Below are 11,363 nucleotides of genomic sequence, written 5' to 3'. Positions count from 1 at the left end.
GGTGCTGATTGCCCACGGCGATGTGAAGGTGGAGAGCGGCGACCACGTGATTCTGTTCGTGATCGACAAGCGGCGTATTCGCGACGTGGAGCGTCTGTTCCAAGTCGGCCTAACGTTTTTCTAAGGAGCGTGCCAGCGTGATGACACAGCCACAACCGGGGCGAACAGCACGATGAGTTTGCGGGTCATTTTACGAATTTTGGGCCTGCTGCTGATGCTCTTCAGCCTAACGATGCTCCCTCCCATGCTCATGTCGCTCTGGTTTCGTGACGGCGTTTGGCATGCCTTCATGAGCGGTATTGGAATTACCGTCATGACGGGGCTGCTGCTCTATCTGCCCAACCGCCGTGCCCATAAAGAGCTGCGCATCCGCGACGGGTTCATCATCGCCGCCATGTTCTGGACCGTGCTGGCGCTGTTCGGCTCGCTGCCGCTGATGCTGTTTGGCGAAGACGCGCTGAGCATGACCGACGCGGTGTTCGAGTCGTTCTCCGGCCTGACCACCACCGGGGCCACGGTGATCACCGGCATCGATTTCTTGCCCGAGTCGATTCTTTACTACCGCCAGCAGCTCCAGTGGCTGGGCGGCATGGGGATCGTCGTACTGGCCGTGGCCATTTTGCCCACCCTGGGCGTCGGCGGTATGGCGCTCTATCGCACCGAGATCCCCGGCCCGCTCAAGGACTCCAAGCTCACGCCACGCATCACCGAAACCGCCAAAGCGCTTTGGTACATCTACGCGACGCTGACCTTCGCCTGCACGGTTGCCTACATGCTGGCGGGCATGAACTGGTTCGATGCCCTGGGGCACAGCTTTTCCACTGTCGCCATTGGCGGCTTTTCTACTTACGATGCCAGCATTGGCTATTTCGATAGCGCCGCCATCGAACTCATCTGCGTGGCCTTCATGCTGATTTCCGCCTTCAGCTTTAGCCTGCACTTCATTGCCTGGCGGGAAAAGCGCTTGCTGCACTATTTCCAAGATCCCGAAGCGCGCTTTCTGATGCTGTTTTTAGCCGGGCTCACCACCATCACCGTGGTGACCCTATGGCTCACCGATACCTACGAGAGCATCACTGGTCTTCGGCACGCGCTTTTCGAGGTGGTCTCGGTGGCCACGACCGCGGGCTTTGCCGTGGCGGACTTTTCCGGTTGGCCAGGGGCGCTGCCGTTCTTGCTGTTCGTGGCGGCATTCGTCGGCGGCTGCTCGGGCTCCACCGCCGGGGGCATGAAGGTCATCCGTATCATCCTGATTTTGAAGCAGGGCATGCGCGAGGTGATGCGTCTGATCCACCCCAACGCGGTGATTGCCGTCAAGGTCGGCAAAGTGAGCGTGCCTGATAGCATTGCGCAGGCCGTCTGGGGATTTTTCTCTGCCTATGTGATGCTGTTCTTTTTGATGCTGGTGGGTGTGATGGCGACGGGCGTCGATCAGGTGACGGCATGGTCGACCGTTGGCTCTGCACTGAACAACCTGGGTCCTGCGCTCGGTGAAGCCAGTAGCCACTATGGCGACTTGCCAAGCCTTGCCAAATGGATCTTAGTACTGGCCATGTTACTGGGCCGCTTGGAAATTTTTACGGTATTGGTGCTGTTTACCCCCGCCTTTTGGCGGCGTTAAACACACTGCGAGTGACTTATTCATTGAGACTTTTTAATGACCCAAGATGATGCAACACCGCTGGCTCAAGAGAGCCTCGTGCTGCCCACGACTAGCGGCCCGCTGACGACCGTTCAAGTGGGCACGACGCACTATACCCTGCTGGGAACGGCCCACGTGTCGGCCGAGAGCGCGGACGACGTTCGCCAATTGATCGACAGCGGCCAGTTCGACGCCGTGGCCATCGAGCTGTGCGACGCTCGTCACCAAAGCATGGACAATCCCGACGCCATGGGCGAGCAGGACCTGTTCCAGGTATTCAAGCAGGGCAAAGCGGGGATGGTCGCAGCCAGCCTCGCCCTCGGCGCGTTCCAGCAGCGTATTGCCGAGCAGTCCGGGATTCAGCCTGGCGCCGAAATGCGCGCTGCCGTGGAAGAGTGCCGCTCGCGCGATCTACCGCTACTGCTGGTCGACCGGGATGTAGGCATCACCCTCAAACGCATTTACCGCAACGTGCCCTGGTGGCAGCGCTTCTCGCTGTTTTCCGGACTAATTGGCAGCGTGCTCTCGCGTCAGGACGTTTCCAAAGAGGATATCGAAAAGCTCAAAGAGGGCGACATGCTGGAAGCGACCTTCAGCGAGTTTGCCGCAGAGTCGGAGGCACTCTATACGCCGCTGATTCGTGAACGCGACCGCTATATGGCGCTGCGTTTGGCGGAAGACGCACCTCCCGGACGCTACCAGAACGTGCTGGTGGTACTGGGCGCCGGACATTTGAAGGGGACGAGCGAGCACCTGGAAGCACCGCTGCCGGAAAACCCCACCATCGAGAGGGCGTCACTCGAAGCTACACCGCCGCCCTCCAAACTGTGGAAAGCCACTCCCTGGCTGATTACCGCGCTGGTCATTACCGGTTTCGTGGTGGGCTTTTCGCGCAATACCGAGCTTGGCTGGCAGCTAGTCATCGAGTGGTTTTTGATCAACGGAATTCTATCCGGCGGGGCCACCATTGCCGCTCTCGCCCACCCGGTGACGGTCATTGCCACCTTCTTTGCCGCGCCGCTCACATCGCTCAACCCAACGATTGGGGCCGGCTTCGTGGCCGCTGGGGTAGAGCTCTATATGCGCAAGCCCAAAGTGCGCGACTTCTCTAGTCTGCGCCACGACGTGACGCAGCTGAAAGGCTGGTGGAAGAACCGCGTCTCGCGCACCCTACTGGTGTTCATTCTCGCTACGCTGGGGTCGGCAGTGGGCACCTGGGTCGCTGGGTTTAGAATCGCCGGTGCGCTATTCGGCAGCGGCGCTGCGTGAGTTCGATCAAGCAAGCCCCCTGGCAGGCCGACGCACTGCTTCTGCTGGTCACGGTCGTGGCGGCCGGTGGCTGGATATTCTCCAAGGAGGCGCTGGTGGGCATGCCGCCGCTGCTGTTCATCGGCACGCGCTTCTTGCTCGCCGGGCTGATCCTACTGGGATTCTCTTGGCCTGCTCTGCGCCGTATGCCGATACGCCGTGTGCGCCGCGGGCTGCTGGTAGGCGTTTTGTTCAGCGCCGCCATCGCGTTTTGGGTGCTCGGGCTTCACTACTCCGATCACCTGGGCGAAAGTGCCTTCATCAACAGCTTGGGCATTCTGATGGTCCCTATCGTCGCACGGCTGCTGTTTGGTGACCGCCCACCGCGCAGCACGTGGGTCGCGCTGCCCATTGCGCTGCTCGGTTTTGCGCTGCTATCGCTCAATGCGGGATTTCGAGTGGAAGCCAGCCAGCTATTGATGGTGTGCGCCGCGCTCTGTTTTGCGCTTTTGATCAACGTCAATACCCGCGTAGTGCGCAATGTGCCTGCGCTGCCGCTAACCACGCTGCAACTGATCTCGGTAGGCGTGGTGCTAACGGGGCTTTCCCTGGTGGTGGAGCACCAGCCGCTGGCGCTCAGCCCGTCGATTCTCAGCTGGTTCATGGCCAGCGTGCTGCTGGCCAGCTCGCTGCGCTTCTTTCTGCAAATCAAAGCGCAAGGCATGACCACGCCTAGCCATGCGGCGGTGATTCTGATGCTAGAAGCCGTCTGGACCGCGCTGTTTGCCGCTTGGTGGTTTGGCGAAACCATGACCGCATTGCAACTGCTGGGCTGTAGCCTGATCTTTATGGCACTACTGATCAATCGCTGGTACTGGGTCCGCAAAGTGCTGCTGCGCTGGCTGCCCGGTGGCAATCCTTCCCGCTAACCGTGCTCTTCTGCCCGCTGCCGCTCCAATAGCCGCTGCATGGCTGCCGTAGGCTCTTCGATCTTGCGATAATAGCGGCTCTCGGCGTAGCTATCGTTGAACACGTCAAAGTAGTCATCCAGCACGCTAGCCGCTGCTTCATCGCCACTCTGACGCAGTAACTCAATAGCGACTTCAGCAGTGCACAGATGCGCTTTCGAGGCGGGCTTGCGCAGCCGGTAGCGGGTCTCCCGCTCGGTACGCAGCGGCAGCACCGGTAGTGCATCCAGGTAAGGGCTTTTGCGGAACATACGCCGCGCCTGACGCCAGGTGCCATCCAAAATGATGAATACCGGTATGCGCGCCTGCTGCTTGGCAGCATGCACCGCGCCGATATCCACCACGCGGTCGGCGTAATCCGTCTGGTCATCGGGGAAAATCACGAACGGTGCGTAGCGTGGATCGTCCAACAGCGCCGCCAGCGTGTCGTCCGGCGCGGTGCGATACCAAGTAAACACGCGAGTATTGGTGAGCACATCGCCAATCAAACGCCCGGTATTGGTCGGCTTGTAGTGCTCGATGGAGTGGGTCAACAGCCATACCTGAGCGTCGCTCTCCGCCTTGACCTGATACGGGCAGAGGCAGTTCAGCTCAGGTAAGTTGCAGCCCTCACAGCGCGTCACGAAGCTGCCCCGCGCTTTGAATTCACGACGAGGCGGGCGCGGATGTCCGGTGGCCGGGTCGCGGTCGGTCAATGCATCCTGCTCGGGGGGCAGCGAGGTCGCGTCAGGCATCTGCGCTCCAGTGTGTCATCAAAGGGCGCAGAGTATAAAGCAGCGTGGGGTTGAACAGCCAGATGCTATTCCGGCAGCTATCTTTCAAATGTCAGCGACAACTTTTGACCAATACGCTCAAGCATAGCCACCAAACTAGGCACAGATTCAATGGCTAGCATTAATAGCGCTGCATTTTTATCCGGGTCGTCTGGATACTCATGGGCAAAGCGATTGCGAAGCATCCGTAGGGACTGCCACTGCTCACTTTCTTCCAAATAGCCCAATTTCTCTAAACGATGGAGCTTATCCAGCATTGGGCGATCTTCGTAGGGCTCTTGCAGGTAAAGCAGCACCGAGGGGAACAGCCGAGTCCCCATCGCATCTTGTAATTTGCCAAATCTTAGTACGAATTGATCCAAGCTTTGAATCTGCGCATCGTCCAGCGCCGCTAATTGACTCCCCGACAGCGGTAAGCATGGTGTAAGAGAGGAGAGCGCATAGTCAATAAAATGCATATGCCGTTGGCACTCACGCCATGCTTCTTGCAAACGTAGTAGTGCAATATCCTGTGTCATAATGGAAGTCCTGCCCGCTCAGCAATGCTAAAAATGGCCGGATAATTCTGGCGGTTGGGATAATCAATCAGCATATCGATTTTTTGCTCGCCGAGTAGCTGCTGAAGCTTTACTTGGCAGCGCATTTCAGCCCGTACTATGTCATTGACATCGCGGATATCGGTTGTGATCAGAAGATCAATATCGCCACCTTTGGCTTGATCATCCGTGCGGGAGCCAAAAAGCTTTACGTTCGCTTGCGGCCCAAAACACGACTTCACGGCGCTGACGATGGCCTGACGCTGAACATCATTTAAGCGCATCGTTGACCTCCTTAGCCTACGCACTAGCCATTTATTACTTTCAAAAGGCTAGCATATTTTAGCCTTTCTTATCCCCACTCATAGTAAACCAACTCTCTTCAAAAAGTTGACACCTTCAGCGCAGCCCCGCTAGAGTCCTGTCAACTTTCAAAAGAATATAGGTTTACCCGTGACCGCCACCTCGACTTCTTCTCACGCGGCGGATGCCGCGCCGCGCTACGACTGGACGCTTGACGAGATCAACGCGCTGTTTGCGCTGCCCTTTAACGACCTGCTGTTTCAAGCCCAGCAGGTGCATCGGGCGCATTTCGACGCCAACGCGGTGCAGGTGTCTACCCTACTGTCGATCAAAACCGGGGCCTGCCCGGAGGACTGCAAGTACTGTCCCCAATCGGGTCACTACAACACCCAGTTAGAAAAAGAGAAGCTGCTGGAAATCGAGAAGGTGGTGGCCCAGGCCAAAGCAGCTAAAGAAGCAGGCGCCAGCCGCTTTTGCATGGGGGCCGCATGGCGTAGCCCACGGGATAAAGATTTAGTGGCGGTGGAAGAGATGGTGCGCCAGGTAAAGGCGCTAGGGCTCGAGACCTGCATGACGCTGGGCATGGTCGACGGCGAGCAGGCCACGCGGCTGGCCGCTGCCGGGCTCGACTACTACAACCACAACCTCGATACCTCCCCCGACTTCTACGGCGAAATCATCACTACCCGCACCTACAGCGACCGCCTGGAGACCCTGGCCACCGTGCGCGACGCCGGTATGAAAGTGTGTTCCGGCGGCATTTTAGGCATGGGTGAGGGCGCACAGGATCGCAGCGCATTGCTGCAGCAGTTGGCCAAGCTCTCGCCGCATCCTGAATCGGTGCCTATCAACATGCTGGTCAAAGTACCGGGGACACCGCTGGAAAACGTCGAGGATTTAGACCCGCTGGCGTTCATCCGCGCCATCGCCGTGGCCCGTATCATGATGCCCCAAAGCCATGTGCGGCTCTCTGCGGGTCGCGAGCAGATGAGCGAATCCACCCAAGCGCTCGCTTTCCTGGCCGGTGCCAACTCCATCTTCTACGGCGATAAGCTGCTGACCACCAGCAACCCTCAAGCAGAGCGCGACCGCGCGCTGTTTGCCAAGCTGGGCCTGCACCCCGAGCGCCGCGACACCTGCGAAGACGACACACAGCATTCCGAGCGGCTGGCCCAACAGGCGCAGCGACACGCCCAGGCCGAACGCGCTGCGGCGCTGGCGGTGGATGCCAGTGCCTGAGGTGTGGCACCAGCGCTTGGCGGCAGCCCGCCACGAGCGCGAGCGCCAGCAGCGCTGGCGCAACCGCCGGGTCTCTGCCCATAGGGCACTCGACTTTTCAGGCAACGACTATCTGGGCCTTGCCCAAGACCCACGCGTACAGGCGGCTCAGGCGGAAGGCGCGAAACACTTTGGCGCCGGGGCCGGGGCGTCGCACTTGGTCAGCGGGCACCTGGGCATTCACGATGCGTTGGAAGAGGCGCTGGCCGAGTGGACCGGGCGCGAGCGGGCGCTGCTGTTCTCCACGGGTTATATGGCGAACCTGGGCGTACTGCAGGCGCTAGCGGATTCGAACACCGCGGTATTTCAGGACCGTCTCAATCACGCCTCGCTACTCGACGGGGCCGCGCTGAGCGGCGCACGCTCCCGGCGCTATCACCACCGCGATGGTCACGATCTACAGCGCCTGCTCGAGCGCAGCACGGCCACCCATAAGCTGGTGGTCAGCGACGGCGTGTTCAGCATGGATGGCGATATCGCCAACATCGAGCAGCTCGCCCACCTCAGCCAGCAGCACGACGCCTGGCTGATGATCGACGACGCCCATGGTCTCGGTGTACTGGGTGAACACGGCGCGGGCTGCGTAGAAGGTTTTGATAGCCACGCCGTGCCGATCTTGGTCGGCACCCTGGGCAAGGCACTAGGCACCGCAGGCGCATTTGTGGCGGGTGACGCCGCGTTGATCGAACACCTGATTCAGTTTTCCCGCAGCTACGTGTATACCACCGCCCAGCCGCCCGCGATTGCTGCCGCCACGTTAGAAGCACTCACCATCGTGCAGCGGGAGCCCGAGCACCGCCAGCGGCTCACTCGCCACATACACTACTTTCGCCAGCAGGCGGCCGTCTTAGGGCTGCCACTCGGCCACTCCCAAACGCCCATCCAGCCGCTGCTACTGGGGAGCGAACAGCGTACCCTGGCTTGGGCGTCCACGTTCGACCAGCACGATATCCAGGTAGGGGCGATTCGACCGCCCACAGTGCCCAACGGCGAGTCGCGGCTGCGCATCACCCTGAGCGCTCGCCACACCCAAAGCGATATCGACAGGCTCTTGGAGGTTGCTGCTGCCTGCCTGCGGGAGAAGCAACAATGAAGCTCATCCTGCTGTCAGGCTGGGGCGTTGATTACCGCATTTGGCAGACGCTGGCGGCGCACTGGCACCCTACCATCGAACCCACCCCAGTGGAGTGGCCCGGCTACGGTGAGTCTCCAGCGCTGTCCACGCCGATGAGCATCGCCGCCCTGGCCGAACGGATGGCCCCCGAGCTACCCAGCGATGCCGTCTGGGTAGGCTGGTCGCTGGGAGGGTTGCTGGCCACAGCGCTGCTCGATCACTTGCCGCCGCCCCAGGCCCTGCTGCTACTGGGTGCAGGCAGCCGTTTTTGCAGTGACGGGGAGGATGGCGGTGTGACGTACGAGGAGCTGGCCAGCTTTCAGCGCGCCTTCCATCGTGATCCGGTTGCCACGTGGCGGCACTTTCTACGCTGGCAGGCCCAAGGCGAGCCCAACGCCCGCGAGGCCCACCGCCAGCTACGCGCACGGTTAGGCGAGACTCCCCACGCCGATACCGACACGCTCGCGCAAGGGCTCATGTGGCTCGAGACGCTGGATAACCGAGCACTGCTCGCGCACCCTCCCTGCCCTATCCGCCGATTGGCGGGCGCCCATGACCCGCTGCTACCCGGCCGCTCTCGCCAGCAAGCGCTACGGCTGGAAGCCGCAGGACACTGCCCCATGCTCTCCCAGCCCGCCCCACTGGCGGCACGGCTGGCCGAGCAGGCCATCCTCCAGGAGCCGCGATGAACTCACCGGCCACCCCGCTTCCACTCACCCACTGGCAGGAGCGTGTGGCTCGGGCCTTTTCCCGAGCGGCACCACGCTATGACACCCTCGCCAGCGCCCAGCGCGATATCGGCGAGGCGCTTTGGCAAACGCTGCCCGAGAGGTCTCATCACGTGCTCGACCTGGGCTGCGGCACCGGCTACTGGACCCAGCGGCTAGCGGAACACTATCCCGATGCAGCCATCACCGGGCTCGATCTAGCGCCCGGTATGCTCGCCCAGGCGCAGGCGCAGTATGGCGATGCCATACGCTGGGAGCAGGGAGATGCCGCCGCGCTACCGCTCAGCGATGCCAGCGTGGATCTCGTGTTCTCAAACCTGGCGATTCAGTGGTGTCCGGATATCGGCGCAGTGATGCAGGAGCTCGCCCGGGTGCTCGTCCCGGGTGGGCAGGCGCGCATCACCACCCTGCTGCCCGGCACGCTGAGCGAAGTCGCCACCGCTTGGCAGCGGCCCGAGGCGCTGCTGCAAACACCGGATGCCAGCACCGTACAGCGGGCGATTCAGCAAAGCGGCCTGCGCCTCATCCAGCATACCCGTGCGCAGCGACGGTTTTTCTATTCCGATATGAACGCCGTCATGGCCTCCATCAAAGGCGTAGGCGCCCAAGTAGCCAGACCCAACGCTCGACTGACCCGCCAAGCGCTCATTAATGCCCAGGCTCGCTATGAATCGCTGCGCACGCCACAGGGGCTGCCAGTGAGCTACCACTGCCTGACGCTACGACTGGAAAGCGCGAGATGAACAACACCTATTTCGTTACTGGTACCGACACCGATGCGGGCAAGACCCTGGCCACCAGCGCGCTGCTTTGCGCTGCCCGCCAGCGCCAGCTCACCACGCTAGGGTTGAAGCCCATTGCCTCAGGTAGCGAGGCCACGCCCAACGGCCTGCGCAACCGCGATGCCCTGGCGCTACAGGCGCAAAGCTTCCCGCCAGTGGATTACCCAACGATCAACCCCTGGACCTTTGCTCCCGCCATTGCACCGCATCTCGCCGCCCTGGAAGCAGGTGCGGTGCTTAACGTGGCAAGCGTTACTCAGGCGCTCAGCGACACGTTAACCGGCACGCCACGGGATCTGACGCTAATCGAAGGCGCAGGCGGCTGGCGGGTGCCGCTGAATGATGCGGACGACTTTTCCGACCTGCCTTGCGCGCTCGGGCTGCCGGTGATCCTGGTGGTCGGGCTAAAACTGGGCTGCCTCAACCATGCTCGGCTCACTGCCGAGGCCATCGCTGCCGATGGCTTGACGCTGGCGGGCTGGGTGGGCAGCGTGGTAGATCCTGCCTTTGCCAGCGATAGCGCACGCTTCACGGCCAATGTGGCGCTGCTGAAGCGCGCCTTACCTGCTCCCTGCCTAGGGCTCATTCCTCATTTGGCACACGCCGATGCCTCCACCGCGCAGCGCTTTATCTTCCTTGATGCGTTGCTCCCTTTTGCCACCCAGGAAGCAACGCTATGAACTCTCCCGTTTGGCACCCCTATGCCCACCTCAAGACCCAAACGCCTGCGCCCAAGGTGGTGGGCGGCAGCGGCAGCTACTTTACGGTAGACAGCGGTGAGCGCCTGCTGGATGCCACCTGCTCCTGGTGGTGCATGATTCACGGCTACGGCCATCCGCGCCTCGTCGCCGCCATTCGCGAGCAGGCGGGGGAGCTTTGCCATGTGATGCTGGGCGGCCTGACCCACGACCCCGCCGACCAGCTGGCGCGGGCGCTGGTGCGCATTACCCCGCCGGGGCTGAATCATGTGTTCTTCTCCGATAGCGGCTCGGTGGGCATGGAAGTCGCCATGAAGATGGCGCTGCAGTACCAAGTGCTCTCGGGCCTCCCCGGCAAGCGCAAAATGCTCTCGCTGATGAAGGCGTATCACGGTGACACCACCGGCTGCATGGCGGTGTGCGATCCCGAAGAGGGCATGCATGGTCTGTTCGCCAGCCTGCTGCCCCAGAACCACTTCGCCCCGGCCCCCACGGCCCCCTTCGACGCGACGCCAGAGCAGGTAGAGCGGGACCTCGCCGGGCTGCGGGAGGTGCTAGCGCGCCACCACCATGAGATTGCTGCACTCCTGATGGAGCCGCTGCTGCAAGCGGCGGGCGGGCTGAACATGACCTCGCCGGACTACCTGCGCGGCGCACGGGCGCTGTGCGATGAGTTTGGCGTGCTGCTGATTTTTGATGAAGTCGCTACCGGCTTTGGCCGCACCGGCAAGCTGTTTGCCGCCGACCACGCGGGCGTTACGCCAGACATCATGGTGCTCTCCAAAGGGCTGACCGGCGGCTACTTGGGCCATGCGGCCACGCTGGCCACCGACCGGGTTCACGGGGCGTTCATTGGCGACAGCGAGCACCACGCGTTCATGCACGGCCCCACCTTTATGGGCAACCCCCTGGCCTGCCGCGTGGCGCTGGAGAGCCTGAAGGTGTTCGAGGAGGAGCATTACCTGGAGAAAATTGCCGCGCTCAGCCAAACGTTACAGCGCGAGCTATTAGAAGACGTAGCGCTGCGCGCACATCCGGCCGTCGCGGACGTGCGCGTGTTGGGCGCAACGGCGGTGATCGAAGCCCACAGCAGCGAAGCGCTGAAAGGCGTTGGCGCATTCGCCCGAGCGCGGGGCGTGTGGCTGCGCCCCATTGGCCGCTGGCTCTACACCATGCCCGCCTATATCGCGACAGATGCCGAGCTCACCCAGATTACTGGGGTGATGAAAGCGTGGTTTTTAGAATAGCGTCATCCAACGTCATGAACAGGTCAGGTGAGGACGTGGAGAGCGA

General features: G+C 61.6%; 12 protein-coding genes. 9 read left to right on the top strand and 3 right to left on the bottom strand.

Annotation, left to right across the window (positions count from 1 at the left end; genetic code table 11):
• The first annotated feature begins 172 nt into the window (after nucleotides 1-172).
• From FHJ80_RS16420 to FHJ80_RS16410, 3 genes are read left to right on the top strand one after another with little or no spacing between them, the layout of a single operon-like run.
• Nucleotides 173-1,621, top strand: coding sequence for a TrkH family potassium uptake protein (locus FHJ80_RS16420; protein ID WP_139528406.1), 1,449 nt, complete (start codon nucleotides 173-175; stop codon nucleotides 1,619-1,621).
• Between the two features lie 36 nt (nucleotides 1,622-1,657).
• On the top strand, nucleotides 1,658-2,911 hold the full coding sequence (locus tag FHJ80_RS16415) for a TraB/GumN family protein (protein ID WP_139528405.1): 1,254 nt from the start codon (nucleotides 1,658-1,660) through the stop codon (nucleotides 2,909-2,911).
• Nucleotides 2,908-3,819, top strand: a complete 912-nt coding sequence (locus FHJ80_RS16410; protein ID WP_139528404.1) for a DMT family transporter — start codon at nucleotides 2,908-2,910, stop codon at nucleotides 3,817-3,819. The genes FHJ80_RS16415 and FHJ80_RS16410 overlap by 4 nt, the downstream gene beginning before the upstream one ends.
• On the opposite strand, the gene FHJ80_RS16405 is transcribed toward FHJ80_RS16410, so the two are convergent.
• The 3 genes from FHJ80_RS16405 to FHJ80_RS16395 all read right to left on the bottom strand — a co-directional run bounded on the left by FHJ80_RS16405 (nucleotide 3,816) and on the right by FHJ80_RS16395 (nucleotide 5,451).
• Entirely contained in the window at nucleotides 3,816-4,592 is a 777-nt protein-coding gene (locus tag FHJ80_RS16405) for a tRNA-uridine aminocarboxypropyltransferase (protein ID WP_139528403.1), read from the bottom strand. The genes FHJ80_RS16410 and FHJ80_RS16405 overlap by 4 nt on opposite strands.
• 77 nt (nucleotides 4,593-4,669) lie before the next feature.
• A complete protein-coding gene (locus FHJ80_RS16400; RefSeq protein WP_176558261.1) occupies nucleotides 4,670-5,149 on the bottom strand; it encodes a hypothetical protein in 480 nt (159 codons plus the stop codon).
• Entirely contained in the window at nucleotides 5,146-5,451 is a 306-nt protein-coding gene (locus tag FHJ80_RS16395; protein WP_139528402.1) for a nucleotidyltransferase domain-containing protein, read from the bottom strand. The genes FHJ80_RS16400 and FHJ80_RS16395 overlap by 4 nt, the downstream gene beginning before the upstream one ends.
• A 169-nt stretch (nucleotides 5,452-5,620) precedes the next feature.
• On the opposite strand from FHJ80_RS16395, the gene bioB reads away from it, so the two are divergent.
• From bioB to bioA, 6 genes are read left to right on the top strand one after another with little or no spacing between them, the layout of a single operon-like run.
• Nucleotides 5,621-6,709, top strand: a complete 1,089-nt coding sequence (bioB, locus tag FHJ80_RS16390; RefSeq protein WP_139528401.1) for a biotin synthase BioB — start codon at nucleotides 5,621-5,623, stop codon at nucleotides 6,707-6,709.
• Nucleotides 6,696-7,841, top strand: coding sequence for an 8-amino-7-oxononanoate synthase (bioF, locus tag FHJ80_RS16385; protein WP_139528400.1), 1,146 nt, complete (start codon nucleotides 6,696-6,698; stop codon nucleotides 7,839-7,841). Before bioB ends, bioF begins: the two co-directional genes overlap by 14 nt.
• The gene (locus FHJ80_RS16380; RefSeq protein WP_139528399.1) at nucleotides 7,838-8,551 is read left to right on the top strand and encodes an alpha/beta fold hydrolase; all 714 of its coding nucleotides are present in this window, start codon (nucleotides 7,838-7,840) and stop codon (nucleotides 8,549-8,551) included. Before bioF ends, FHJ80_RS16380 begins: the two co-directional genes overlap by 4 nt.
• Complete coding sequence (locus tag FHJ80_RS16375; RefSeq protein ID WP_139528398.1) at nucleotides 8,548-9,333, top strand: methyltransferase domain-containing protein; 786 nt, start codon at nucleotides 8,548-8,550, stop codon at nucleotides 9,331-9,333. The genes FHJ80_RS16380 and FHJ80_RS16375 overlap by 4 nt, the downstream gene beginning before the upstream one ends.
• Nucleotides 9,330-10,052, top strand: a complete 723-nt coding sequence (bioD, locus tag FHJ80_RS16370; protein WP_139528397.1) for a dethiobiotin synthase — start codon at nucleotides 9,330-9,332, stop codon at nucleotides 10,050-10,052. The genes FHJ80_RS16375 and bioD overlap by 4 nt, the downstream gene beginning before the upstream one ends.
• A complete protein-coding gene (gene bioA, locus FHJ80_RS16365) occupies nucleotides 10,049-11,317 on the top strand; it encodes an adenosylmethionine--8-amino-7-oxononanoate transaminase (RefSeq protein ID WP_139528396.1) in 1,269 nt (422 codons plus the stop codon). Before bioD ends, bioA begins: the two co-directional genes overlap by 4 nt.
• Nucleotides 11,318-11,363 lie beyond the last annotated feature (46 nt).

Origin of the sequence: Halomonas sp. BL6 (assembly GCF_006228115.1) — a bacterium.
In the GTDB taxonomy this organism is placed as follows: domain Bacteria; phylum Pseudomonadota; class Gammaproteobacteria; order Pseudomonadales; family Halomonadaceae; genus Vreelandella; species Vreelandella piezotolerans.
The sequence above is the reverse complement of the archived record's forward strand: the minus strand, read 5'-3'. Positions and strand labels throughout refer to the sequence as shown.

What these genes read in the sequence shown, in the direction of transcription:
- FHJ80_RS16420 (WP_139528406.1), top strand. Translation starts at nt 173, where the DNA reads ATGAGTTTGCGGGTCATTTTACGAATTTTGGGCCTGCTGCTGATGCTC.
- FHJ80_RS16415 (WP_139528405.1), top strand. Translation starts at nt 1,658, where the DNA reads ATGACCCAAGATGATGCAACACCGCTGGCTCAAGAGAGCCTCGTGCTG.
- FHJ80_RS16405 (WP_139528403.1), bottom strand. Translation starts at nt 4,592, where the DNA reads ATGCCTGACGCGACCTCGCTGCCCCCCGAGCAGGATGCATTGACCGAC.
- FHJ80_RS16400 (WP_176558261.1), bottom strand. Translation starts at nt 5,149, where the DNA reads ATGACACAGGATATTGCACTACTACGTTTGCAAGAAGCATGGCGTGAG.
- FHJ80_RS16395 (WP_139528402.1), bottom strand. Translation starts at nt 5,451, where the DNA reads ATGCGCTTAAATGATGTTCAGCGTCAGGCCATCGTCAGCGCCGTGAAG.
- bioF (WP_139528400.1), top strand. Translation starts at nt 6,696, where the DNA reads ATGCCAGTGCCTGAGGTGTGGCACCAGCGCTTGGCGGCAGCCCGCCAC.
- FHJ80_RS16380 (WP_139528399.1), top strand. Translation starts at nt 7,838, where the DNA reads ATGAAGCTCATCCTGCTGTCAGGCTGGGGCGTTGATTACCGCATTTGG.
- FHJ80_RS16375 (WP_139528398.1), top strand. Translation starts at nt 8,548, where the DNA reads ATGAACTCACCGGCCACCCCGCTTCCACTCACCCACTGGCAGGAGCGT.
- bioD (WP_139528397.1), top strand. Translation starts at nt 9,330, where the DNA reads ATGAACAACACCTATTTCGTTACTGGTACCGACACCGATGCGGGCAAG.
- bioA (WP_139528396.1), top strand. Translation starts at nt 10,049, where the DNA reads ATGAACTCTCCCGTTTGGCACCCCTATGCCCACCTCAAGACCCAAACG.